18 protein-coding genes are annotated in these 25,722 nt (G+C 34.1%); 11 read left to right on the top strand and 7 right to left on the bottom strand.

Annotated features, from left to right (window positions below):
* Nucleotides 1-63: 63 nt before the first annotated feature.
* From EYY60_RS18345 to EYY60_RS18370, 6 genes are all read left to right on the top strand, one after another.
* On the top strand, nt 64-420 hold the full coding sequence (locus tag EYY60_RS18345) for a four helix bundle protein (protein ID WP_132990739.1): 357 nt from the start codon (nt 64-66) through the stop codon (nt 418-420).
* A gap of 69 nt (nt 421-489) precedes the next feature.
* Nucleotides 490-1,446 (top strand): methylenetetrahydrofolate reductase [NAD(P)H], encoded by a 957-nt coding sequence (gene metF, locus EYY60_RS18350; protein ID WP_132990740.1) that lies wholly within the window; start codon nt 490-492, stop codon nt 1,444-1,446.
* A gap of 204 nt (nt 1,447-1,650) precedes the next feature.
* Nucleotides 1,651-2,304, top strand: a complete 654-nt coding sequence (locus tag EYY60_RS18355; RefSeq protein ID WP_132990741.1) for a class I SAM-dependent methyltransferase — start codon at nt 1,651-1,653, stop codon at nt 2,302-2,304.
* Between the two features lie 174 nt (nt 2,305-2,478).
* A complete protein-coding gene (locus EYY60_RS18360; RefSeq protein WP_132990742.1) occupies nt 2,479-3,702 on the top strand; it encodes a dicarboxylate/amino acid:cation symporter in 1,224 nt (407 codons plus the stop codon).
* Nucleotides 3,703-3,834: 132 nt separating this feature from the next.
* Nucleotides 3,835-6,903, top strand: a complete 3,069-nt coding sequence (locus EYY60_RS18365) for a T9SS type B sorting domain-containing protein (RefSeq protein WP_132990743.1) — start codon at nt 3,835-3,837, stop codon at nt 6,901-6,903.
* A gap of 74 nt (nt 6,904-6,977) precedes the next feature.
* Entirely contained in the window at nt 6,978-8,387 is a 1,410-nt protein-coding gene (locus EYY60_RS18370) for a pyridoxal phosphate-dependent decarboxylase family protein (protein WP_132990744.1), read from the top strand.
* A gap of 430 nt (nt 8,388-8,817) precedes the next feature.
* Here the strand turns inward: EYY60_RS18370 and EYY60_RS18375 are convergent, their stop codons facing one another.
* Together EYY60_RS18375 and gldA are read right to left on the bottom strand one after the other, a co-directional pair.
* Nucleotides 8,818-10,020: a DUF5018 domain-containing protein gene (locus EYY60_RS18375; protein WP_132990745.1), complete on the bottom strand. Its 1,203-nt coding sequence runs from the start codon at nt 10,018-10,020 to the stop codon at nt 8,818-8,820.
* A gap of 59 nt (nt 10,021-10,079) precedes the next feature.
* The gene (gene gldA / locus EYY60_RS18380; RefSeq protein ID WP_132990746.1) at nt 10,080-10,976 is read right to left on the bottom strand and encodes a gliding motility-associated ABC transporter ATP-binding subunit GldA; all 897 of its coding nucleotides are present in this window, start codon (nt 10,974-10,976) and stop codon (nt 10,080-10,082) included.
* 146 nt (nt 10,977-11,122) lie between these two features.
* Between gldA and EYY60_RS18385 the strand changes: the two genes are divergently transcribed.
* The 3 genes from EYY60_RS18385 (at nt 11,123) to EYY60_RS18395 (ending at nt 14,170) form a co-directional block, all read left to right on the top strand.
* Nucleotides 11,123-11,704 (top strand): outer membrane beta-barrel protein, encoded by a 582-nt coding sequence (locus EYY60_RS18385; protein ID WP_132990747.1) that lies wholly within the window; start codon nt 11,123-11,125, stop codon nt 11,702-11,704.
* Between the two features lie 175 nt (nt 11,705-11,879).
* Complete coding sequence (locus EYY60_RS18390; RefSeq protein WP_132990748.1) at nt 11,880-12,467, top strand: outer membrane beta-barrel protein; 588 nt, start codon at nt 11,880-11,882, stop codon at nt 12,465-12,467.
* Nucleotides 12,468-12,823: 356 nt separating this feature from the next.
* Nucleotides 12,824-14,170: a deoxyguanosinetriphosphate triphosphohydrolase gene (locus EYY60_RS18395; RefSeq protein WP_132990749.1), complete on the top strand. Its 1,347-nt coding sequence runs from the start codon at nt 12,824-12,826 to the stop codon at nt 14,168-14,170.
* Nucleotides 14,171-14,284: 114 nt separating this feature from the next.
* Here EYY60_RS18395 and EYY60_RS18400 read toward each other — a convergent pair whose 3' ends face one another.
* From EYY60_RS18400 to EYY60_RS18415, 4 genes are read right to left on the bottom strand one after another with little or no spacing between them, the layout of a single operon-like run.
* Nucleotides 14,285-15,286 carry a DUF3078 domain-containing protein gene (locus EYY60_RS18400; protein ID WP_132990750.1) on the bottom strand — a complete coding sequence of 334 codons (1,002 nt, stop codon included), beginning with the start codon at nt 15,284-15,286 and terminating at the stop codon, nt 14,285-14,287.
* Between the two features lie 36 nt (nt 15,287-15,322).
* Complete coding sequence (locus EYY60_RS18405) at nt 15,323-17,110, bottom strand: 1-deoxy-D-xylulose-5-phosphate synthase (protein ID WP_132990751.1); 1,788 nt, start codon at nt 17,108-17,110, stop codon at nt 15,323-15,325.
* Between the two features lie 52 nt (nt 17,111-17,162).
* Nucleotides 17,163-17,792: a hypothetical protein gene (locus EYY60_RS18410; RefSeq protein ID WP_132990752.1), complete on the bottom strand. Its 630-nt coding sequence runs from the start codon at nt 17,790-17,792 to the stop codon at nt 17,163-17,165.
* A gap of 26 nt (nt 17,793-17,818) precedes the next feature.
* Complete coding sequence (locus EYY60_RS18415) at nt 17,819-18,652, bottom strand: energy transducer TonB (RefSeq protein ID WP_132990753.1); 834 nt, start codon at nt 18,650-18,652, stop codon at nt 17,819-17,821.
* Nucleotides 18,653-18,714: 62 nt separating this feature from the next.
* On the opposite strand from EYY60_RS18415, the gene EYY60_RS18420 reads away from it, so the two are divergent.
* Nucleotides 18,715-19,158: a nucleoside deaminase gene (locus EYY60_RS18420; RefSeq protein WP_132990754.1), complete on the top strand. Its 444-nt coding sequence runs from the start codon at nt 18,715-18,717 to the stop codon at nt 19,156-19,158.
* On the opposite strand, the gene EYY60_RS18425 is transcribed toward EYY60_RS18420, so the two are convergent.
* A complete protein-coding gene (locus EYY60_RS18425; RefSeq protein WP_132990755.1) occupies nt 19,159-19,692 on the bottom strand; it encodes a hypothetical protein in 534 nt (177 codons plus the stop codon).
* Between the two features lie 229 nt (nt 19,693-19,921).
* Here EYY60_RS18425 and EYY60_RS18430 point away from each other — a divergent pair, with 229 nt between their 5' ends.
* Nucleotides 19,922-25,600, top strand: coding sequence for an alpha-2-macroglobulin family protein (locus tag EYY60_RS18430; protein ID WP_132990756.1), 5,679 nt, complete (start codon nt 19,922-19,924; stop codon nt 25,598-25,600).
* Nucleotides 25,601-25,722: the final 122 nt, after the last annotated feature.

Below are 25,722 nucleotides of genomic sequence, written 5' to 3' on the forward strand. Positions count from 1 at the left end.
TAATTGATTTAGGTAACTATTATGACCAACAACCATCAACCGACAACTAACAACTAATAAAAAATGGAATACAGTAAACTGGATGTGTGGCTGGAGGCTCGGAAGTTGGTGAATTTATTGTATGATTTTTCGAAATTGTTTCCAAAAGAAGAATTGTTTGGATTGACAAATCAAATGAGGAGAGCAGCGATTTCAATACCATCAAATATTGCTGAAGGTTGTGGAAGGCAAACATCAAAAGAAACAATACATTTTCTTCATATTTCAAGAGGATCACTATATGAATTGGAAACTCAATTTTATTTGGCTTTTGATCAAAAATATATCGAAGAAAATAATTTTAACATCGCACTTGCACAGATTGAAATCTGCAAGAAGTTATTAAACGGATTTATTAATTATTATAAAAAAATAATGTAGTTGAAGTTGTAATTGTAAAGTTCCACAAGAACCATCAACCATCAACCATCAACCATCAACCAAAAATAAATGAAAGTAACAGAACATATAGAAAACGCCAAAGGAAAAACATTATTCTCATTTGAAATTATTCCGCCTCAAAAGGGGAAAAGCATTCAGGAGTTATACGATAATATTGATCCGTTAATGGAGTTTAATCCGCCGTTTATTGATGTAACGACTTCTCGTGAAGAATATATTTATATTGACAAAGGTAACGGACTTTTGGATAAAAAACTGACTCGTATGCGTCCGGGAACGCTTGGAATTTGCGCTTCTATAAAACATAAATACAATGTAGATACGGTTCCGCATTTGTTGTGCGGTGGTTTCACCAAAGAAGAAACCGAGTACATGCTGGTTGACTGTCATTATTTAGGAATCAACAACGTAATGGCGCTTCGCGGAGACGCTATGAAAGACGAACAATCTTTTACGCCAAAAGCAGGAGGAAATCATTATGCAATTGATTTGGTTAAACAAATTAACAATTTGAATAACGGAAAGTATCTTCACGAATTAATGGATGTCGATAACAAAGCTGATTTTTGCGTTGGAGTTGCGGGTTATCCTGAAAAACATTTAGAATCTCCTTCTTTACAATCAGATTTAAAAAGATTAAAAGAAAAAGTAGATGCAGGTGCTGATTACGTAGTAACGCAAATGTTTTTTGACAATGCTAAATATTTTGCTTTCGTAGAAAAAGCGAGAGAAATGGGCATCACAATTCCGATTATTCCTGGAATTAAGCCAATCGCTGTTCAAAGACATTTACAAGTTTTACCCCAGATTTTCAGAATCGATTTGCCAGAAGATTTAATTGATGCTGTAGATAAATGCAAAAATAACGCTGAAATCAAACAAGTCGGAATTGAATGGGCGGTTCAGCAGTCATTAGAATTAAAAGCCGCTGGAGTTCCGTTTTTACACTATTATTCAATGGGTAAATCTGAGAATATCCGCCAGATTGCAAGTCAGGTTTTTTAAGGTCTTTGCTAGGAACTTTGTCAAAGTTTTAAACTTTGACAAAGTTGATTGAGTACAGTTTGTCATTCCGAGGAACGAGGAATCTCACTCGGGTGTCGACAAAGATTGGCGATTTACTTTGCGGAGTTTCTAGTGTGATTCCTCGTTCCTCGGAATGACAAAAAAATGGAATTTGGTATTTTTTTAATTGAAATTTTAAAAGTCATGAAACAAGAAGAACTACAAGCCATAGCCTCTCAATTAAAACATCCATCGGGAGAAAAAGGAATTGAAATGGCCAATATGATGAACGAAACGAACATCAATATGACCAAACATTCGATTCTGAATCTCAATATTTCAAATGAAAACAGAATTCTGGAACTAGGCCACGGAAATGCAGGTCACGTTGAGTTTTTGTTTGAACAAGCTGAAAAACTTAAGTACTACGGGCTGGAAATGTCGGAACTGATGTTTCAGGAAGCGCGCCAGATCAACCGAAATTTTGTATCTCAAAAACAGGCTTTCTTTTCACTTTATGACGGAAATGCAATTCCGTTTGAAGATGGATTATTCGATAAAATATTTACCGTAAATACCATTTATTTTTGGCAGAAACCGGAAGAATTACTTTCGGAAATCTACAGGGTTTTAAAATCAAACGGAAATTTCTGCATCACTTTTGCTCAGGAAGATTTCATGAAGCAACTTCCGTTTACGCAATTTGAATTTGAGCTTTACAACACCGAAAAAGCGCAAAAATTAATCGAAAAAACAGCTTTTAAAATTGTTTACATCGAAAGTCAGACAGAACAGGTAAAAAGCAAAACAGGCGAACTTGCCGACAGAGTTTTTACTACGATTGTTCTGGAGAAATAATTTTTTTGCCACTTCCGATAGCTATCGGAATAAAAAGATTAACACAGATTAGAAAATCATTTTAATCCCTATAATCTATGGCAAAAAAAAATAGCCAATCAATTTTTGCAATCCTTTTTTGAGTACTTTCATTATTTTATTATTTAATCTTTCTGAATTATAATTCTCTACATTATGGAAGTTAAGAAAATCAATTTTTTGCAGAATTACAGCAGTATTTTATGGCTTCTGGGTGGGATTATAATTGGAAGTATTTTCGGATTAGTATTTGGAGAAGATGTTCTGATCATAAAACCGCTGGGCGATATTTTTCTGAATTTACTTTTCACAGCCATTATTCCACTGATTTTTTTCACGATTGGTTCTTCGATTGCTAATTTGGAACGAACAGAAAAATTAGGAAAACTGTTTGTTATCATGATTCTTGTTTTTCTGGCTACGATTTTGATTTCAGCTATTGTAATGATTTGCGCCGTCTATCTTTTTCCAATTCATGAAGATATAGCTATTGCTAAAGTTCCCTTTGAAGAAGTAGTCTCAGGATCAGCAGGAGATCAAATTGCAAAACTGCTTACCGCAAATGATTTCTTCGAATTATTGTCCAGAAAAAGCATGCTGGCATTGATTATTTTTTCTTTTTTAGTTGGTTTTGCTACACTGCAATCAGGAGAAAAAGGAAAAGCTTTCAAGAGTTTTCTGGATTCTGGAAACGAGGTAATGAAACAGCTTTTGAACATTATCATGAAATCGGCACCAATAGGTTTAGGAGCTTATTTTGCTTATCAGGTCGGTATTTTTGGGCCACAATTATTTGGGGTTTATGCAAAACCAATGGCGGTTTATTATGGAGCCTGTATTTTCTATTTCTTCGTGTTTTTCAGTTTATATGCACTTGTCGCTGGCGGAAAAAGAGCTTTTAAAGTCTTTTGGAGCAATAACATAACGCCTTCATTAACAGCGGTAGGAACCTGCAGTAGTATTGCGACCATTCCAGCCAATTTAGTTGCGGCTGAAAAAATGGGAATTCCGGCACATGTTCGTAATTTGGTGATTCCATTAGGAGGGCCATTACATAAAGACGGTTCGAGTATGTCTTCCATCTTAAAAATAACCTTTTTGTTTGCCATGTTTGGAAAAGATTTTTCAGATCCGATGACCATTCTTCTGGCTTTAGGAATTACAGTTGTCGTTTCTATTGTAGAAGGAGGAATTCCAAATGGTGGTTACATTGGCGAAATTCTTGCCATAACAGTTTATGGTTTCCCAATGGAGCAAGCGCTTCCAGTTGCCATGATTTTGGGAACTTTGGTTGACCCAATTGCTACGTTGTTAAACGCCAACGGAGATGTTATCTGCTCTATGATGGTTTCTAGATTCTCTGAAAAGACCAAATGGTAAATGATTTCAAATTCGATATAAATCTTTAGTAGATGATACCTTTAAATACATCGATTGTTTCTCGCCATTAGTATAAAAATTTAAGCCGTTATTTTATTATAAAGTAGTTTTACCGACACAAAAACAATTGTTTTGAATCGCAAAACTGCCTTATTCGTCATTTTATTTTTTCTTGTATTAAAAATACAGGCGCAATTGTGTACGGGAAGTTTAGGCGACGCTGTTGTTAAACTTGATTTTGGATCAGGAACAGCTTCACATGGTACTGCTCTTGGAACAGGAATTACAAGTTATACTTGGACTACGGCAGATTTTCCAAATGATGGCTCTTATACAATCGAAAAAACAACCAACACGCCAGGAACTTGGTGGACAACCACAGATCATACTGGAGGTGGGTACATGATGGTGGTAAATGCGAGTCTTTCTACGACAGATTATTTCTATAAAAATACCGTAACAGGTCTTTGTCCGGATACTACTTATGAATTTGCAGCATGGATTATGAATTTGTTGCGCTCAAATGATACAAGTCCGCCAAATATTACCTTTACGATTGAATCAACTTCGGGAACAATTTTAGGGACTTATAATACCGGAGATATTGGCCTAAGTTCGAGTGCGGTCTGGAAACAGTATGGTTTCTTTTTCACAACTCCAACGGATATTTCTACAGTTGTTATCAGAATGCGAAACAACAAAGCAGGAGCGGCACCCGGAAATGACATTGCTTTAGATGATATTACTTTTCGTGCTTGCGGACCAACAGTTACTTCATCAATACAAAACAATACAAATACAGATTTAACAATTTGCCAAGGAGATTCTCAAAGTTACACTTTGACAGGAACCGTTTCTTCAGGTTATTCGAATCCAGCTTATCAATGGCAGGTTAGCAATGACAATGGAACAACTTGGTCTGATATTTCTGGAGCAAATGCATTAACGTATTCTTTTGTCCCCAATTCGACAGTGGGCACCTATTTATATCGCATGGCGGTTGCACAAATCGTGAATATTTCCTCGGCTTCTTGTAGGGTCGTATCAAATACTATCAGCTTTAAAGTAAACGAAAGCACCGTAGTTCCAACTTTCACTACTGTACAGCCCACATGCGATGTGCCAACTGGAACTATTAATATTACAGCGACTGCAAATACGACTTACAGTATCGATGGGATAAATTATCAAGCCTCGGGAATATTTTCAGGTTTGACAGGTGGAGACTATAATGTTACAGCAAAATTGAGTTCAGGTTGTGCTTCTACACCAACAATTGCACACATAAATTCGGTTGCATCTTCAAGTGCGACGCCAACATTTTCGGTAATTCAGCCCATTATTTGCTCAAATCCATTGGGAACAATTACAATTACAAGCCCGGATTATGAATATAGTTTTGATAATGGAGCAACTTGGTCGACAAATAATATAAAATCAGGTTTAGAGGCTGGCGATTATTTAATAAAAACTAGGAACAATTCTGGTTGCGAAACAACAGCAGTTTCTGTCGCAGTTTTAGTTCCGCCAGGTTATCCGCCAACGCCGACAGTTTCAGTTATTCAGCCAGACTGCATGTCTTTGACAGGAACAATTACGATTTCTGATTCGGCAGCATCTTACAGTTTTGATAATGGAGCAACTTGGGTAGGTTCAAATTCAAAAAATAATTTAGTTCCGGGATTTTATAAAGTTCTTATAAAGAATAATTTAGGTTGTGCTTCTTTGGTTCCAAATGAAGTCGAAATCAAAGCTTACGTCAACACAGAACCACTTCCTTCGGCACCAAGTCTGCAGACTTTTTGTGTACAACAAAATGCAAGTCTCCAGCATGTTTCAATTAACGGGCAAAATGTAAAATGGTATGACGCGCCAATAAATGGGAATCTTTTGTCTTCGGCTACAATTTTGGAAACCAAAACATATTATGCGTCACAAACAATTAACGTTTGTGAAAGCGAAAGAATTCCAGTTAGTATAAATATTCAGAATACCCCAACTCCAACAGGAGATTCAAATCAAAATTTTTGTACGTCTCAAAAACCTACAATTGGAAATTTAATTGCTGAAGGAACAAATGTTGTTTGGTATGACAACATTGTTAATGGTGTAATTTTATCTCCTTCAACAAGTTTGGTAAATGGGGCAACTTATTATGCTTCGCAGACCCTCAATAGTTGCGAAAGCGTAAACCGTTTGGCAGTTTCGGTTTCTATAGTTGCTCCCAGTTTACCAGTAAATGATGTTTCTGAAAATGTTTGCGATGAATTGAATGATGGAAATGAAGTCATAAATTTAACAGATTTTAATTCACAATTAGCAACATGCAGTTCTTGTGTTTTTAGTTTCTATACTACATTGAATGGAGCCGAAAATCAAATTTTAGTCGATCAAATTGCAACCGTTTCCAATTATAATTTATTGACTGGAAGAACCGTAATTTATGTGAGAATTGATTCTGCAGATAAATGTTTTCAAGTAGCAGAATTGAAATTGACTTTGGTAAATATACCCGTAATTTCGATTTCAGATACGGTTTCATTATGTCAAAATAAAGATGTTGAAGTTCATGCGGGAATTGGTTTTGACAGTTATTTATGGTCCAATGGAGCTACTTCAGAATCCATTGTAATTACTGAGGCTGGATCTTATTCGGTAACGGTTACTCAAAATCATGGAAATGTAATTTGTTCCTCGACGAAAAATTTTGACGTAAAACTTTCGAATAGTGCTGTAATTAAGAATCTTGAAATTCAAGATTGGAAAGATTCAGATAACATAATTGAAGTACAGTTAACAGATACTAGTTTAGGAAATTACGAATATTCTGTTGATGGAAGTACTTATCAAGATAGCAATATCTTTTCAAGTTTGGCAACAGGCGATTATGTCGTTTATGTTCGCGACAAAAATGGATGTGGAATTGTAAACCAGGAAGTCTTTTTACTGAATTACCCAAAGTTTTTTACTCCAAATCAAGACGGCTATAATGATACTTGGGGAATAAAATTCTCTGAAACTGAACCTACAATAAATACCAAGATATTTGATCGTTACGGCAAATTTTTGAAAGAACTAAATGCGTACACTACTTGGGATGGAACTTTTAACGGAAAAGAACTTCCTGCTTCAGATTATTGGTTTGTAGTTACAAGAGCCAATGGCAAAGTTTATAAAGGACATTTTAGCATGAAAAGGTAGAGGTTTTCCTGTGTTTTTCTTACGTGAATGAAGATTATTCACTAAATTCGAGAAAACATTTTAACGCAGAAAAAATGAACGCAGCATTACAAAACGATCTTAACAATTTTGAGAATATTTTAGAAAAAACAAAACAACAAGGAATCGATTTTCTGAATAACCTTGACACTATTCCCACTTCAAATAAAAACACAATTGATCCTAAAAGCATCTTAAACGAGTTTGGTTTAGGTTCGATTGAAGTCTTAAAAGAATTCAATGAACGATTGGCACCTTTGATGGTTTCCTCTCCAGGACCGCGTTACTTAGGATTTGTAACTGGTGGTTCGACTCCAGCATCTATTGTTGGTGATTGGCTGGCTTCAGTTTATGACCAAAATACGCAGGCGGTTAAAGCGCAGGGAGGCGCATCGGCATTAATTGAATTTGAAACGATTAATTTATTGTTGCAATTGCTGGAACTCCCAGATTCATTTCTTGGTGGGTTTGTAACCGGCGCTACAATGTCGAATTTTACTTGTTTAGGTGTTGCCAGACAATGGTTTGGAAAGCAATTGGGAAAAGATTTTGCTAAAAACGGAATTTCAGAAAACATTAATATTCTTACTGCAACGCCTCATTCCTCTTCCATTAAATGCTTGTCAATGCTTGGAATTGGAAGCCAAAATTATACGACATTAAAAACAATTGAAGGCAACCGTGAAGCAATTGATATTGTAGATTTAGAAGAAAATATTAAAAAACTAAATGGCAAACCTTTTATTCTGATTTCAAGTGCCGGAACTGTTAATACAGCTGATTTTGATGATTTTGAAGCAATCTCTAAACTAAGAGAAAAATATAATTTCTGGTGGCATATTGATGCGGCTTTTGGCGGTTTTGCCGCTGTTTCAGAAAAATTCAAACATTTGGTTGAGGGTTGGGAAGGAGCAGATAGCATAGCAATTGATTGCCACAAATGGCTGAATGTTCCATATGAAAGCGCTTTTTATTTGATAAAAAAAGAACATGTTGGTTTTCAAATCGAAACATTTCAGAATTCGAATGCGCCTTATTTAGGAAATCCGTTGGAGAATTTTAATTATTTGAATGTTCTTCCAGAAAATTCGCGTCGTTTGAGAGCGCTTCCAGCTTGGTTTTCACTCAAAGCTTATGGAAAAGATGGTTTTAAAGATATTGTTGAAAACAGTACCGCTTTGGCATTGCATTTTGCAAATTGCTTAATTGAAACTGAAAGCTTTGAATTGCTAGCTCCAATCAGGTTAAACAATGTTTGCTTCACTTTAAAAGGAAATCACAATCAGGATAAAGTAAGCGATTTTTTGACGATTTTGAATGACAAAGGAAAAGTCTTTATGACGCCAACAGTTTATGAAGGCAGAAAAGGAATTAGAGCTTCTTTTGTGAATTGGCGCACAACTGAAGACGATGTGAAAATTATTATTGAAGAATTAAAAGCGTCAATTCTGGATTTAGAAATATAATTGACAATGAATTAAATATAAAAGAGCCTGTTAACTACAGACAGGCTCTTTACTAACACAAAAAAAAACAAAAAACAAGAATTGAAAGGTTGATTAAAGCAGAAATTATTATGTTTCTGCATGCAAATATAATATTATTTATATCAAGTCTAAATAAAAATAGTTAAAAATAACCAATAAAATTTTAATCGTCTGGAAACGAGTTGATAAGGCTGTGGCTAAAAACAGCGAAATCATAAAAAGTAGATTTTGGTTTTGTAGAAAAAAGAAAAACCTATTTATTCTCGGTTTAGAATAAATAGGTTTTGTTTGTATGAATGGCAAAAGCTTTATTTTGTAATTTCTCTAAAAACGCCTTCTAGATTTTTATTCTTTTGATTTAGTTGAAGGGTCTTATTTAATGTTTTTGCTATAATTTCATTGATGTTATTTACTTAAAATCTAATACTATTGAATCACCATATCTTCCATCATAGTAAACACTAACTCGAGTACTTCTGGGAGATTTTTGCCCCATTGACGAAGGAAACATTTGATATGCATCCATATAATATTTTAATATTGTTTTTTCTGAATTTAAGTTTACATAGTAGTCCGTTAAGTTATATATACTTCCATTGGCGGGAATGCTAACTCCAGGAATAAGATTTGTCCCAGTAAGAATTAACGTATCATAATTAGTATATGAAGTTTGATTGGCTGATGTGATTTTTGGCGCATTTTCAGCCAAGACATCTATTGTGTAATTAGTTTCTGCCTTAATTATTCCTTCAGTTTTTACTCTTAGTTTATAATTGCTTGCAGAAATTATTTTTTCATCAAATTTAAAATTAAAGTAAGATACTACTCCGCCATTTACTGTTGGAAATGTATTTACCTCAAAATAATCCAATAGATATGAGTTTTTGTCGTTTTCAAGATATAATTTATACTTAGAGCTTTCCGTTAAATTTATATTGTTCACATATCCAGATGAGACTGCTCTGATGTAAACTTTAGTAAATGTGTAGGTTATCTCAGGCTTAGTAACGATAACTTTATAGGTGTTACGAGTGCCATCCTGAGCGGTTACGGTATATTCTACAGGATTGCTGAAATTTTGTTTGGTTTCTATTGATGGAGAGATTTGCGCATTATTGGAAACAACAATTTCTGGAGATAAATTAGATATATCTTTATAAGTTACAACATTGATAACTAGATTAGTCTGGTCTATATTTCCAACAAAAGATTCATTATCTATTTTAAATTTAAACTCGAGTATTTTTTTTTCACTAGAATATGGAGTATTGCTTATAATTACTTTATAGATAGCTTTTTCTCCGTTTTCTGCTGTAATTGTATAGGTTACATTTTCGTTGAAGTTTTGCGCGATATTTTTATCAGGTGAAATCTGAGCTTTTTCTGAAATTTCAATTTGTGGAGTTAGCGATTTTTCTGTTTCAAAACCTATAGTAGTAAAAGTAACGGTTCTATTTGAATTGTCGATTTTCCCAACGTATGTCGATCCTTGTGAAGACGTTAATTTAAATGAAAGAATTTTGTTCTCAGAACTTAATTTTGGAGAATCATCTTTTGAGCAGTTAAGTAATAATAGGCTGGTAAGAAAAATTAGAAATACTTTAATTTTCAATGGTTTGATTTTTTAGTTAGTATTTGTTTTTGAATATTTTTGGTTTGTGATTAATAAGCTTATTTTGTAATTTCTCTAAAAACGGCTTCCAGATTTTTATTCTTCTGATTTAGTTGAAGTGTTTTTAAGCCATTTTCATTGGCAAAATCAAATATTGTAGGTCGCATATCTTTTTCGGTAACAAAAGTTAGTTCCCATGTCATGTCATGCGTATTTACGTATGAAGTAATGTTTTCCAATTTAGCCAAAAGTTGTTGTTCGACTTGATAATCAAACTCAACCTCAATCACTTGCTCTTTATCGGCTGAAACCAAATGGTCTAATTTATTGTCGGCTACAATTTGCCCTTTGTCAATAATTATGACACGATCGCAAATTGCTTCGACTTCCTGCATGATGTGTGTTGATAAAAAAACAGTTTTATCTTTCCCAACATTTTTGATTACATTTCTGATTTCCATTAACTGATTCGGATCCAGACCAGTAGTTGGTTCGTCCAAAATTAAAACATCAGGATTGTGTAATAAAGCATTCGCAAGTCCCACACGCTGGCGATATCCTTTTGACAATTGGCTTATCTTTTTATGGCTTTCCGGTGTCAGTCCTGTCAGTTGAATAACTTCTTCGATTCTTGATTTTGGAACATTATAAACATCGGCATTAAAAGCCAAATATTCACGAACATACAAATCCAAATACAACGGATTATGCTCAGGCAAATATCCAATCGAGCTTTGCACTTCTTTAGTGTTTGTCATGACATCATGACTATTTACAAGGGCTGAGCCACTATCGGCAAGTAAATAGGTCGTCAAAATTTTCATTAAAGTAGATTTTCCAGCTCCGTTTGGACCAAGAAATCCCACGATTTCTCCTTTCTCAATTTTAAAAGAAATTTCATTTAAAGCTTTTTGCTCTCCGTAACTTTTTGATATGCTGTTTACTTCTATCGACATGGACTTTTTATTTACTGCAAAAGTAACGAGAAATAGTTTCGGTTGCTACAATTTGCCTTTTAAAAATAATGATAAAAAATACGAAGGCCCTTTATTCACGGCATCGTTATTGTTAAGGGAATGCTAAATTTAAATATACCCAAATCATGAAAAAAATTTTAGTGATGGCTGCATTAGCTATCTGCAGTTTTGCAAATGCTCAAAAAGGAACAATCTTAGTAGGTGGAAACATTGGCTACACTTCTGAAAAATCAGAATACCAATTTAGCGAAGCAAAATCAAGCGAATTTAGCTTTTCTCCAAAAGTAGGTTACCAATTTAATGATAACTGGACAGTAGGAGGAGAGTTTACAGTTAGTTCAGCTACTACTGACAACGGAAATATTGAAGAAAAAGACAACAGATTCAGATTAGGTGGATTTGTACGTTATTCAGTGCCATTAAGCCAAACATTTTCTGTTTTTGCAGATATGGGCGCTGGTTTCCAAAACTTGAAAAATAAAACGTATGGTCCTGGAAATGCTTTTTCAAAAGACAAAGCTGATGGTGTGTACGTTGGTATTACTCCAGCTCTTTTTATTAACATGAAAAAAGGTTTCGGATTAAACTTCAGCATTGGTGGTTTAGGATACGAGACTTTAAGTTATGATAATAATGGTCCTGATTACAGTAAATTCTACTTCAACTTTGGACAAACATTTAACATTGGAGTTTCTAAAAACTTCTAATCTTAAGTTTTATATTCAATTTCAGAAAGCATCCGCCAGCGGATGCTTTTTTTTGAAAAAAGCGTAAATAGTTTATAATGTGTTGTAAATATGTCTTTTTTGTTAAGAAATCTGCAAAGCAGATCTATGGCATCTTTCTTGTTAAATTAATGATTGAATTTAACAATTTACACATATGAAAAAAATTCTAGTTATCGTTGCATTAGCTATGTTTAGCTTTGCTAATGCCCAAAAAGGGACATTTTTAGTAATGGGAAGTATTGAATATAATTCTCAGAATGGATCCGGACAAGGTTTAGAAACCAAATCTAGGTCATTTATTTTTTCGCCAAAAGTAGGATATCAATTTCATGAGAATTGGACAGCGGGTGTTGAAGGAGGAATTGGAACCTCAAAAACTGAATTAACTACTACTGAATACTCTAAATCCAAATCAGATATTTTTTCGTTAGGAGGTTTTTTACGTTATTCTAAGCCTTTAAATCAAACTTTTTCTGCCTATGTAGATTTGGGATCAGGTTTTACAAATCAGAAAAATACTAATGTCAATGGTGTTAATTCATCAGATAATAAAGCTAATGGATTTTATGTTGGTCTTACTCCTGCAATTTTCATTAATGTTGATAAAGGGTTTGGTTTGAACTTTAATATTGGAGGTTTGAGCTATAATACTTATAATTATGAACATGGCACAAACGAGGTAAAAAGCTTTAATTTTAATTTAGGAAAAGCATTTTCTGTAGGTGTTTCAAAGAATTTTTAATTTCGAAGCAGACATAATTTAAAAGCACTCCAATTGGAGTGCTTTTTTTGTTTAAGATCTTTTGAAAGTATAAATTTCTCGACTAGCCCCGATAGGAACGATATCCTTTTATGGTGGGGTTCACCATAAAAGATATAGTGGATAGGGGGACTGAACATGTTTTGAAAATAAGAATTTCTGCTTCTAAATTTTCCGCCACGAATTCACGAATTATTTAAACACAATGATTTGTAAAAATTCGTGAATTCGTGGCGAATAAAACTTAATCAGTGACATATTTTATCCTAAAATAAAACGTATTTTTGACGTTTAGATGAATAATCTAAAGTCTAAAATCAGAAATCTAAAATAGGAAAATGAACTGGGAACAACTTTTATCATTAAAGCGACAAGGCGATACAAGCAAAAGATTACGTGTCGAACAAGATGACACACGTTTAGGTTTTGAGGTCGATTATGACCGAATCATATTTTCGTCGGCATTTAGAAGTTTACAAGATAAAACACAAGTTATCCCGCTTTCAAAAACAGATTTTGTACATACACGTTTAACGCATAGTTTGGAAGTTTCTGTTGTTGGAAGATCTTTAGGACGTTTAGTTGGGAAGAAAATCATTGAAAAATATCCTTATTTAAAAGAAGTTCATGGGTATCACATGAATGATTTTGGAGCTATTGTTGCCGCAGCATCTTTGGCGCACGACATCGGAAATCCACCTTTTGGACATTCGGGTGAAAAAGCGATTGGGGAATATTTTTCGAGCGGAAAAGGATTAAAATACAAAGATAAACTGACCGCAAAACAATGGCAGGATTTAATTGATTTTGAAGGAAATGCCAATGGATTTTCGGTACTTACAGCAAGTCGTCCAGGAATTGAAGGCGGACTTAGAATTTCGTATGCCACTTTAGGTGCTTTTATGAAATACCCAAAAGAAAGTCTTCCAAAAAAGCCAACAAACAAGATTTCGGATAAAAAATACGGCTTCTTTCAATCGGATAAATTATTCTTTGAAGAAGTAGCTCAGGATATGGGTTTGATTGCCAATAAAGAGGATGGCGATATTGGTTTTGAAAGACATCCATTAGCTTATTTGGTTGAAGCGGCAGATGATATTTGCTACACAATCATTGACTTTGAAGACGGAATTAATTTAGGTTTGGTTTCTGAAGATTATGCTTTAGAATATTTAATCAAATTGGTAAAAGACAATATTGGCGTTGCAAAATATAAATTATTAGAAACTAAAGAAGATCGAATCAGTTATTTGCGTGCTTTGGCAATTGGCGCTTTGATCAATGATGCGGTTGATGTTTTTATTGAAAATGAAGAAGCAATTCTAGCCGGTGATTTTCCTTTTGCTTTGACTGATAAAAGCAAATACAAAGCCCAGATGAATGATATTATCAAGTTGAGTATTGAAAAAATCTACCAGAGTCGTGAAGTTATTGAGAAAGAAATTGTTGGTTATCAAATCATCCAGACTTTGTTGGATAAATTCATAACAGCATTTAATAACAAATATGAAGGAGCAGCTTCAAATTACGATAAGCTGATTCTGAAAATGCTTCCTGAAAAACATCATTTAGAAAAAGGAAATCTATACGAACGCCTGCTTCATATATGCCATTATGTTTCGCTTCTGACAGATGGAAATGCACTGGAATTATATGAAATGATTCAGGGACGAAAAAATAAGTAAGTCATAAAGTCGAAAGTTGGAAAGTCTAAAAGAATAGTATTATATTGAACAAATCTTATTCTTTTAAATTTTAGTTTTTTATACTTTCCAACTTTTGACTTTCGACTTTCGACTTTATTGAAAAGCATAAACTAAACCAACGCCAAGAACTTGACGCAACTGCATTCTTGGCCCATCATTAACCTGTGTTTTTGCTCCTGTTGTTGGGTCGATAACATCCTTTTTGGTTTTGATATCATCATCATAAACAAGATGGACTCCAATGTTAGCTTTTACATAAGCATTTACAACCAAATCTAATTTGGTGTCATAATCAACATCGACGTTTCCAAATTTATTCAAATAATCGGTATATAAGCTTAAACGATTTTCGTAGAACACATTTTTATAAATCTCACTTTTCATATAACCTGTGAAAAGAATACCAAATTCGGCTTTTACCTTTTGTCCTTCTTGAACTAATATTTGAGCATTTGGGTCATTTGGATCTGTTGTATAAACCGCTTTTTTAACCCCAAACGCTCCTTGATTTGCTAAATCTTGATCTAAAACCAAAGTAGTTTTTAACGTTATTGGTGAGAAATAAAAGGTTCTGTTTTTCTTTTTGTTTGAATTCTCGGCTCCGGCTCCAAGGAAAATATAAGCTGGTGCAAATGGTTTCGAAATTGCTACATCTCGGTTTGGATAATTATAACCGTTTGTAAACTGCGTATTGAAATTTAATTTTGAAGAATAATACCAGTTTGAAATTGTATCTTTTCTAAAACCATAAGTGGAGTTGAATTGAAAGGCGTCATCGGTTTTTCTTAATTCAATTCCGTCTTGTTTGTTTAGGCCGTATTTTACGATAAGTTCGTTAACCCATTTGTGATTTCTTTTGATGTAAGTTCGTCCGAATTCCCCTTTAAAAAGTCCTGAAATCGAGCTGGTTCCCCCCGCGCTCCAGTTTACAAAAGCAATTTCTGAAATGTCAAATCCAAGCTGATTTTTTTTAGTCCAATACGTTGGCAATTTTGGAAGCTGAGATGGATCTAAAGTAGTTTGGATAATCTGGGCAAAGTTATTTGACGTACTAAGTAGCAATAACAGCAAAAGGGTAGAACGCAATAATTTCATTAGGCTTATTTTTATTTTTTTGGTTGTGCAAAATAATTATTTTGAACTGTTAGAAAAAAGATTTACCAAACTTTTAACGTCAATTTTACACAAATGTTGTAGCTGAGACACGCTTCCGTGCTCAATAAAATGGTCAGGAATTCCTAAAATTTCAACATTATTTTTGAAATTTTGTGATGCTGCATATTCTAAAACAGCACTTCCGAAACCGCCATTTTTCACCCCATCTTCAATTGTAATTATGCCCTCAAATGATGAAAATATATGGTTTAATGTGTTGATGTCTAACGGTTTGATGAAGCTAAAGTTATAATGGGCAAATTCATGTGCGTTGTCACATTGTTTTAGAGCCTCAATAACATTATTTCCAATTGTTCCGGTCGAAAGCACCGCAACTTTCGTACCATCTTTTATAATTTTTGCTGAACCAATTTCAATTTTTTCATAATGTCCGAAATTTTCTACTTCCCAATTTGGTAAAACACCTCGCCCGCGCGGATATCGAATTGCGATAGGATGATTCAAGCCTAATTGGGCAGTATATAAAATATTCTGGAGTTCAATTTCATTTAGTGGTGCATGAATAATCATGTTCGGAATCGCTCTTAAATAAGCAATATCAAAAACGCCATGATGTGTGGCGCCATCTTCACCAACTAAACCAGCTCGGTCTAGGCAAAATATGACCGGTAGATTCTGCAAAGCTACATCATGAATAACTTGATCATAAGCTCGCTGTAAAAAAGTCGAATAAATATTGCAGAATACAATCATTCCTTGAGTTGCCATTCCAGCAGAGAGTGTTACAGCATGTTGTTCTGCGATTCCAACATCAAAAGCGCGCTCTGGCAATTCGTCCATCATGAATTTTAATGAACTTCCAGACGGCATTGCAGGCGTGATTCCAATTATTTTTTCATTTTTTTTTGCCAAATCTAAAATGGTCAAACCAAAAACATCCTGATATTTTGGAGGAAGATTTTCTTCAGATTTAAAATGAATTTCTCCAGTCGAAGCATCAAATTTTCCTGGAGCATGATATTTGACCTGATTTTCTTCTGCTTGTTGCAAGCCTTTTCCTTTTGTAGTTACAATATGAAGGAATTTTGGGCCTTTTATCTTTTTTAAGCGATTTAATTCTTTGATCAATGTCGGAAAATCATGACCGTCAATTGGTCCTGAATAATCAAAATTCAGCGATTTGATGATGTTATTCTGCTTCGGATTTTTTCCATTTTTAACTGCGGTCAGGTATTTTTTCAAAGCACCAACGCTAGGATCAATTCCGATTGCGTTATCATTTAAAATAACTAAGATATTGGCATCTGTAACTCCGGCATGATTTAAGCCTTCAAAAGCCATTCCGCTTGCAATTGAAGCATCGCCAATTACGGCAATATGTTCTTTTTCAAAATCACTTTTTAGTTTGGAGGCAATCGCCATCCCGAGTGCAGCAGAAATAGAAGTAGAAGAATGCCCAACACCAAAAGTGTCATAAATGCTTTCGCTTCTTTTCGGGAAACCAGAAACGCCATCTATTTGCCTGTTGGTATGGAAATTTTCTCGTCTTTCGGTTAGAATTTTGTGTCCGTAAGCTTGATGGCCAACGTCCCAAACCAATAAATCATCTGGCGTATTAAAAACATAATGCAAAGCAATTGTCAGCTCTACAACGCCCAAACTCGCGCCCAAATGCCCTTCTTTTACAGAAACAATATCAATGATAAAATCTCGTAATTCTTTTGCCAGTTGGGGCAATTGACTTTCGTCTAATAAACGTAAATCGGCCGGATTGTATATGTTTGAAAGTAAATCGCTTTTCATTGTAAGGTAAAAAGCAAATTTACGGTTTTAAATTTAATTTTATTGTGTTGATCTATTGCAATACAATTGGCAAAGAATATTGCCTTTTTACTTTTTTGCCATTTGATTCTCCGGGTTGCCATTTCGGACAAGCATTTAAAACTCGGATAATTTCTTGTTCTACATTTTTATTAATAGCAGGTTCTGATTGAAGGTAAGATACAGAACCGTTTTTTTCTACTGCAAAAGAGAGGTTTATCTTGAGTTTATAAAATCCTGATTCTTCGGGTTTTTTGAATTCTTTTTGAAAAAAAGTATAAAATTGATCAAAACCACCCGCAAATTCTGCATTTGTTTCAGATGCTGTTTCTTGTACGCTGTTATTTTCTTTTTTGGGAACGTTATTCTTTTTGCTTTCTGTTTTTTCAGTTTTTGCAATATTTTTATCTGATTCTTTTTTCAATTGTACCTGATCTGCTTTTGATGGTTGTGGACGAGTATTTACAGTCTGTTTTTTTTCATTTTCATCTGACGGAATTTTATCAACAGCAATTGACTCTTTTTTCGAGGTATCAATTGCAATCTGAGCTTTTTCAATTTCTTGTTTTTTGGTTTCTTTGTTTTGACAGCTGAATAATGTTGTTCCTGCAATAAATAAAGTCAGTAGTTGTATTTTATAATTAGAGGTTTGTTTGTGTAACATTTTGATGAGGGGTTGAATATTTTTTATTATTTAATTGTAAATGGCAATATATAAGAAGAGCGGACAGTTTTGCCGTTAAGTTTTCCGGGAATCCAGTTTGAAGCTGTTTTTAAAACTCTAATTACTTCTTTTCCAATTTCTTTGGGCGTATTTTTAGTGATGTTGAAATTGCTTAAACTACCATCTTCCTCAACTACAAATATGACTGATATTTCGCCATTAAACTTTTCTGTTTGCTTTGGAGCAACATAATTTTTGTTGAAAAAGTCATGAAATTTTTTCATTCCAATTTCTGGAGTTGGCAGAACATCCAAATCAGTTGATTGATGTATAATATGATAATTGAAATTTCCTTCTTCAGAAAAACCTGGAGGAATCAACGCGCCCATTGTAACGCCAACAGATTTTTTTTTGTGAATCACTTTTTTAGATTCAATTTGATGTCCATAACATTTTGATACTGCTTCGTTTTCCTCTTGGGGTTGTTCTGTATTATCAATAATTTCAATATTCTCAATTTTCTTTTTGTTGCCGTCTTTATCTTGGCAACTAAATAATGTTGTGCCCATTGTAATTAATAATGCCAATAAAAACACTTTATGATATTGCGTTTGTGTATATAAAATACGACTTGGAATCTGGATTGTAATAGTATCTAATTGCGATTTTTTGAATCTTCCGCAGATTTTTTTATTTTGATTCTGAATGAAAAAATGCTGAATTTCTTCTGGCAACATAGAAGTAAAATCAATAACAGTTTTAGAACAACTCATGCAGAAACGGCCATTTTTATTTGGCGTCATTTTGTTCCAGTCTTCGTGGCACGGTTCAGGAATTGTTATTTTGTAATTTCTTTCCATATTCAAATATCAAAATTTAAAAGTAATAAAAAATACATTTTAAAAACCCTATTTTTGCACTTATGATAAATCCTTTCACAGACGAATATTTTATGAAAAAAGCTTTGCAGGAAGCTGAAATGGCTTTTGATAAAGGCGAAATCCCTGTTGGAGCTGTAATTGTTGTTGCTGATAAAGTAATTGCAAGCAGTCATAATTTAACTGAATTATTAAATGATGTAACGGCTCATGCCGAAATGCAATCTATAACTGCAGCAGCGAATTTTTTAGGTGGGAAATATTTGAAGGATTGTACGCTCTATGTTACGCTTGAACCTTGCCAAATGTGTGCGGGCGCTTTGTACTGGAGCCAGATTTCGAAAATCGTTTTTGGCGCACGTGATGAGCAACGCGGTTTTATCAATATGGGAACAAAACTACATCCCAAAACTGCAGTTGTCTCAGGCGTAATGGCAAATGAAGCTGCCGATTTAATGAAACGTTTTTTTCTGGAAAGACGCAAATAGTTAAAACAAATACCCTCCCATGTAAAAACACATAAATATCATAAAGGAATTAAAACAAACGATATTATAAAATGTGTTTTGGGAAAAACCTTTTTTCGAAAGCATTATTTTCAGACTTATTCCTAATGAAAAAAGAAGAATAAGACACGTGTAAAAGGTAATTCCATTAATGCTTAAACCGCTAGAAAGTAGGTCGGTATAATCTTTTTTATCAGATTTTACGGTTGTTACAAATTTAAAAAATAAAGAAGTCCCAACTGAAATGTTGCCTTCTTCAATAAATTCTTTTGTTGTAGAAAAGGCATATCCTTTTTGTGTAAAATAATGATAAGAAACTGTTTGATTTGATTTCCCAGAAGTTCGAACAAAATATTGAGTTATTACATCATTTGTTTTTGAAGCAGGTAAAACATAATAATCTGTAAAAGCTATCAAAATAAAAAATGATATTGCGCCCAATAGATAAATAATGATCTTTTTGTTTTTCACTATAAATTCATTTTCAGTAGAATATGTGCTCGAATTGTTTGGCATCCCTATGTAGATTTAGAAATATGAATATAACATTTTAATAATTCGTTTTTTGTAAAACTTCAACAAAAGTTAAAAATAAATAATAAAGAAATTTCTTCTTAAAAAAGCTCGGAAAATATTTTATATTTACTACAATATATTTATCATTTGATAGTTATGGTTGTAACAGTCAAATGTTAAAATGTTCTCTGATTTCTTTAAAATTGTAACCCATTAACTCTAAATAAAAGTGAAAGCAAAAGGATTAGTTCTCGTGTTTTGTGTGTTTTTTATTTTTCAATCTTGCGGCCGAAAATCAGCAGCCGATTTCAATTCTGATTTTTCATTATTTAAAGAGTATATAGTCAGTTTCACGGGAGGTATAGTCTCGTCGGAATCTGATATTAGGGTGGTTTTGGCTTTTGATAAAAAAGAATGGAAAGCCAATCAAGAATTAGACAGCGATTTGTTTGATATTTCGCCAAGCGTTGACGGAAAAGTAGTTGCGCTTTCGTCAAATACCATTGCTTTTATTCCAGAAAAAAAGCTGAAACCAGGCACAGAATATCAGGTAACTTTAAAGCTTGATAAGCTTATTACACTTCCGAAGGAGAAAGAAAAAGAGCTTTCTGAATTCAATTTTACTGTCAAAACAATCAAACAGGATTTTACAATCAATACGGCAGATATTCAGTCGTATAGCAAAGAATATCAATATTTGAACTGTGTATTGAAAACAGCGGATAATATTGATGTTGAAACAGCAAAAAAGCTTGTTGAAGCGAAACAAAAAGGGAATAATCTTAAAATAAAATTTGACCAAAAATCAGGCTTTGGTAAAGAATTTCATTTTATTATTGATAGTATTCAGCGTTATTCAGAGGCGTCAAATCTTGAAATTTTATATGATGGAAGTGATTTTGATATTGATCAAAAAGGACAAATCGATTTCCCGATCACAACTATTAACGAATTTAAAATCGTAAAAGTTGAAGTTCCAGACGGAAATAATCAGTCGGTTTTGATTAATTTTTCTGAGCCTTTAGAAAAAGGACAGGATTTTAAAGGATTGGTTTCGATTCAAAATACCAATAATCTGAAATTTTCTACAGATGGAAATTTGCTGAAAGTATATTTTAATAATGAAAAAGAAGCTCCTGCAAAAAAAGAAGTTGTAGTTCCTGTTGAAGAAACTGTAGTTTCGCTTGTAGATTCTTCAGCAGTTGTTGTTGATAGTGCAAGTGCGGTAGTTTCAGAACCTGTAGAAGTAGTTCAGGAAGAAGATGCTGAAGCTGAGCCTGAACAAATCGTTGCAGGAGATTTGCTAATTGAAATTTTTCAGGGAATCGAAAGTCAGTATGGCAAAAAAATGGATGCCAATTATTCTGAAAAAATTTCTTTTGATCAAATAAAACCAAGTGTTCGTTTTATTAAAAATGGAACAATTTTGCCAAGTTCCAACAATTTAAAACTAAATTTTGAAGCCGTTAATCTAAAAGCTGTTGATGTAAAGGTTTATAAAATCTACAAAAACAATATTCTGCAATTTTTGCAATACAATGAACTGAATGGAGGGCAAAATCTTAAAAAGGTAGCCCAGCCTGTTGCGAAAACAACACTCAATTTGGTTGAAAGTAAACTTACCAATCCAAGTAAATGGAACACTTTTGCATTGGATTTATCAAAAATAATCAAACCTGAACCGGGGGCGATTTATAGAGTAGAATTTGAATATAAAAAGAAATATTCACTTTATAAATGTGAAACATCAGATGGCGATCAAGACGAAAGTGAAGATGAGGAAGAAGTTGATGAAAATGATGTAAACTATAGTGGCAATTCATACGATGATTATTACTATGATGATTATGAATGGCGCGAAAGTCAAGATCCTTGCTCGAATTCGTATTTTTATAATGCAAAAATTGCAACCAATATTTTAGCTTCTGATTTGGGTGTAATTGCCAAAAGAGGAGAAAATAAATCATACTTTTTTGCTGTAAACAATATTGTTACAACAGAACCAGTTTCGAATGTAAGAGTGGATTTGTATAATTTTCAACAACAAAAAATTGGAACACAGGCAACAAGCAGTGAAGGAATAGCATCTTTTCAATTGGATAAATTCGCCTATTTTGCAATTGTTACTTTAGGAGATCAATCGACTTATGTGAAATTGGATGATGGACTTTCATTATCGGTAAGTAATTTTGATGTAGCAGGAGAGACTTTGCAAAAAGGCTTAAAAGGATTTATTTACGGAGAAAGAGGCGTTTGGCGTCCGGGCGATAATTTGTATTTGTCTTTTATTTTGAATGATGCGGCGAATAAACTTCCGAAATCACACCCAATTAAATTCAGATTAAACGATCCGAATGGAAAGACAGTTTATCAAACTGTTCAAAAAACAAATGATTTAAATCATTATGCTTTTATAGTTCCAACAAACCAAGATGCACCAACAGGAAATTGGGAAGCAATGGTAAGCGTTGGAGGGGCAAAATTTTATAAGAGCATCAAGATTGAAACTATTAAGCCGAATCGTCTAAAAATCAAAAATACATTTACAAGAACTACACTTTCATCGTCGTATCCAAATACAGATAATCTTGAAGTGACTTGGCTTCATGGTGCAATTGCGAAGAATTTGAATGTAGAAATGCAGGCTAAATTTTCGCAACAAGCAACGACATTTAAAGGTTATGAGAAATATAGTTTTGATGATTTGGTACGCCAATTTAGTACAGAAGAAATCAATGTTTTTTCTGGAAAATTAAATGAAAACGGAAAAGCTTCTGTAAATATTCAACCAAAATTACAAGGCCAAGCGCCGGGAATGCTTCGCGCTTCATTCATCACAAAAGTATATGAAGAAGGCGGAGATTTCAGTACCGATGTTGTGGCGACGACTTATTCGCCATATAAAACATATGTCGGAATTAAATCGCCAGAACTTAATAAATACAACATGCTTGAAACCAGAACGGATAATCGTTTTGATATTGTCACTGTTGATGAAAATGGAAGGCCAAAATCGGTTAGGAATTTAGAAGTAAAAGTGTTCAAAGTAGATTGGCGTTGGTGGTGGGATTCGTCAAGCGATAATTTATCAAATTATAATTCATCGAATGCAACAACTTCATATAAAACCTTTGTAATTAATACAGACTCAAACGGAAAAGGAAGTGTTCATTTTTCATTGACCGATGAAGAATGGGGGCGATATTTGATTCGTGTTTCCGATAATTCAGATGGACATGCAACAGCGTTAACAGTAAATATTGACTGGCCAATCTGGTCTGGAAAAACGCGTAACCGCGACGCTTCGACAGCTAACATGTTGGTTTTTTCTACAGATAAGAAAAATTATGCAGTGGGAGAAAAAGCACAAATTTCATTTCCTTCAAGTGAAGGCGGACGTGCTTTGATTTCAATAGAAAACGGATCAAAAGTAGTGCAAACGCTTTGGGCAAAAACAAGACAGGGAGAGACAAAAGTCGAAGTTCCAATTACGGGGGCAATGGCCCCAAATGTGTATTTTAATATTACCTTATTACAACCTCATGCTTCAACTAAAAATGATTCTCCGATTCGTATGTATGGAATCGTTCCGATTGAAGTTGTAGATAAAAACACGATTTTGGCACCAACTATCAATATGCCGGATGTTTTGAAACCAGAACAACCATTTACAGTTAAAGTAGGTGAAAAATCAGGTAAGGAAATGACCTATACAATCGCAGTTGTCGATGAAGGCCTCTTGGATTTAACACGTTTTAAAACACCAAATGCATGGGATAGTTTCTATGTTCGTGAAGCTTTAGGAGTAAAAACATGGGATATTTATGATGATGTTATCGGGGCTTATGGCGGAAAAATAAATCAGATTTTCAGTATTGGTGGAGATCAGGATTTAGGAGGAGGAAAAGCTAAAAAAGCAAACCGCTTTAAACCCGTTGTATTGTATTACGGACCATTTAAATTAGAAAAAGGACAAACAAAATCACATCAACTAAAATTGCCAAAATATATTGGTTCTGTGCGAACTATGGTTGTAGCTGGTGATGCCAATACAAGCGCTTATGGAAGTGTTGAAAAAGCCACTCCAGTTAAAAGTCCATTAATGGTTTTGGCTTCGTTACCGAGAAAAATTTCGCCTTCAGAAAAAGTAACAATTCCAGTAACGGTTTTTGCAACAGAAAACAAAATTAAAAATGTTTCTATTCAAATTAAAACTAGCAACGGCTTGAAAGTAATGGGAAGCGCAACACAATCCTTAACTTTTAGTTCGCCTGACGAAAAAATGGCGTATTTCAATTTAGTAGTTGGTTCTGCAACGGGAATTGCAAAAGTTCAAGTCATTGCAACATCAGGAAATGAAAAATCAAGTTACGATGTCGAAATTGATATGACAAATCCGAATCCGGTTACGAGTACATTTACGGATGTTGTTTTAACTCCAAACAGTACTAAAACACTTTCGTGGAAGACATTTGGAATTGCCGGAAGCAACAAAGCAAGATTAGAAGTTTCGTCTATGCCATCGATGAATTTGAATGGAAGATTACAATTCTTAATTCAATACCCACATGGTTGTGTGGAGCAGACTACTTCATCTGTTTTCCCACAATTGTATCTAGGAGATGTTGCCGATATTGATGCAATTCGTAAAGGATTAATTCAAAAAAACGTTACAGCAGGAATTGCAAGATTGGGTAATTTCCAATTGTCGAATGGAGGAATGCCGTATTGGCAAGGAAATGCCGTCGCAGACGACTGGGGAACATCTTATGCTGGACATTTCTTGATTGAAGCCGAGAAAAAAGGATATGTATTGCCAATTAATTTCAAATCAAAATGGCTTTCGTATCAACAAAAAGAAGCAAAACAATGGCGTTTTGAGCCAAAATACGGAAATGATCTGGCTCAAGCTTACAGATTATACACATTGGCTTTAGCAGGAAACGCTGATTTATCCTCAATGAATCGACTTCGCGAAACAAAAGGAATTTCGAACGAAAGTAAGCTTCGTTTGTCCGCTGCGTATGTCTTAGCTGGACAAAAATCGGCAGGACAAAGTTTGTTTTTAAATACGAGTATTGATGGTGATTCTGATGGTTACAGTTATTATTACTACGGTTCAAAGGAACGAAACAGAGCAATGGCTTTAGAAACAATGTTGCTTTTAGGTCAAAAACAAAAAGCGTTTGCAATGGCGAGTAGATTAGCCAAAGAAATGTCAGCCAATCAATGGATGAGTACACAAACTACGGCTTATTGCTTGTATGCAATGTCGAAATTTGCGATTAGCAACGGTCCTAAGGGAATCAATATTCAGTTTAGCAAAAATGGTAAAGGAGAAACGATAAATACACAAAAAACAATTGCAGACCGTAGTTTATCTGCTGCAAGCGGAGCAAACAGTATTACGCTGAAAAACAATAAAAATAATACGGTTTATGTGCGTGTGTTGAATACAGGAATTCTGCCAATTGGAAAAGAAAACGCAGTTCAGAATGATGTTTCGGCTAGTATTGTATTCAAAAATAGAAAAGGAAGTGTAATTAATGTTTCCAGAATAAATCAGGGAACTGAATTTGTTGCTGAGGTTACGATTAAAAACCAACGCAACGAAAGAGTTCAAAATGTTGCTTTATCGCAGATTCTGCCTTCAGGATTCGAAATTGTAAATACCCGTTTCACGGATTATGGAGACGCAGTAAATAATATCGCTGATTATATCGATATTCGCGACGACAGAACGAATTTCTATTTTAGTCTGGCAAGCAGAGAAACCAAAGTTTTCAGAATATTGCTTAACGCATCGTATTTAGGAAATTACTATTTACCAGGTTTACAATGCGAAGCGATGTATGATAATACTTTCTTGGCCAGAACAAAAGGATTCTGGGTTGAGGTTGTGAAATAAGGTTTCACGCAGATTTGGCAGATTTTAGCAGATCAAAAAAAAGAAAATCTGCCATAATCTGCTAAATCTGCGTGCAAAAAAAACTTAGCGAACTTAGCGAATAACTTAGCGTCTTTGCGGTA

Origin of the sequence: Flavobacterium zhairuonense (assembly GCF_004352915.1) — a bacterium.
In the GTDB taxonomy this organism is placed as follows: Bacteria; Bacteroidota; Bacteroidia; order Flavobacteriales; family Flavobacteriaceae; genus Flavobacterium; species Flavobacterium zhairuonense.

What these genes read in the sequence shown, in the direction of transcription:
- EYY60_RS18345 (WP_132990739.1), top strand. Translation starts at nt 64, where the DNA reads ATGGAATACAGTAAACTGGATGTGTGGCTGGAGGCTCGGAAGTTGGTG.
- metF (WP_132990740.1), top strand. Translation starts at nt 490, where the DNA reads ATGAAAGTAACAGAACATATAGAAAACGCCAAAGGAAAAACATTATTC.
- EYY60_RS18355 (WP_132990741.1), top strand. Translation starts at nt 1,651, where the DNA reads ATGAAACAAGAAGAACTACAAGCCATAGCCTCTCAATTAAAACATCCA.
- EYY60_RS18360 (WP_132990742.1), top strand. Translation starts at nt 2,479, where the DNA reads ATGGAAGTTAAGAAAATCAATTTTTTGCAGAATTACAGCAGTATTTTA.
- EYY60_RS18370 (WP_132990744.1), top strand. Translation starts at nt 6,978, where the DNA reads ATGAACGCAGCATTACAAAACGATCTTAACAATTTTGAGAATATTTTA.
- gldA (WP_132990746.1), bottom strand. Translation starts at nt 10,976, where the DNA reads ATGTCGATAGAAGTAAACAGCATATCAAAAAGTTACGGAGAGCAAAAA.
- EYY60_RS18385 (WP_132990747.1), top strand. Translation starts at nt 11,123, where the DNA reads ATGAAAAAAATTTTAGTGATGGCTGCATTAGCTATCTGCAGTTTTGCA.
- EYY60_RS18390 (WP_132990748.1), top strand. Translation starts at nt 11,880, where the DNA reads ATGAAAAAAATTCTAGTTATCGTTGCATTAGCTATGTTTAGCTTTGCT.
- EYY60_RS18395 (WP_132990749.1), top strand. Translation starts at nt 12,824, where the DNA reads ATGAACTGGGAACAACTTTTATCATTAAAGCGACAAGGCGATACAAGC.
- EYY60_RS18400 (WP_132990750.1), bottom strand. Translation starts at nt 15,286, where the DNA reads ATGAAATTATTGCGTTCTACCCTTTTGCTGTTATTGCTACTTAGTACG.
- EYY60_RS18405 (WP_132990751.1), bottom strand. Translation starts at nt 17,110, where the DNA reads ATGAAAAGCGATTTACTTTCAAACATATACAATCCGGCCGATTTACGT.
- EYY60_RS18410 (WP_132990752.1), bottom strand. Translation starts at nt 17,792, where the DNA reads ATGTTACACAAACAAACCTCTAATTATAAAATACAACTACTGACTTTA.
- EYY60_RS18415 (WP_132990753.1), bottom strand. Translation starts at nt 18,652, where the DNA reads ATGGAAAGAAATTACAAAATAACAATTCCTGAACCGTGCCACGAAGAC.
- EYY60_RS18420 (WP_132990754.1), top strand. Translation starts at nt 18,715, where the DNA reads ATGATAAATCCTTTCACAGACGAATATTTTATGAAAAAAGCTTTGCAG.
- EYY60_RS18425 (WP_132990755.1), bottom strand. Translation starts at nt 19,692, where the DNA reads ATGCCAAACAATTCGAGCACATATTCTACTGAAAATGAATTTATAGTG.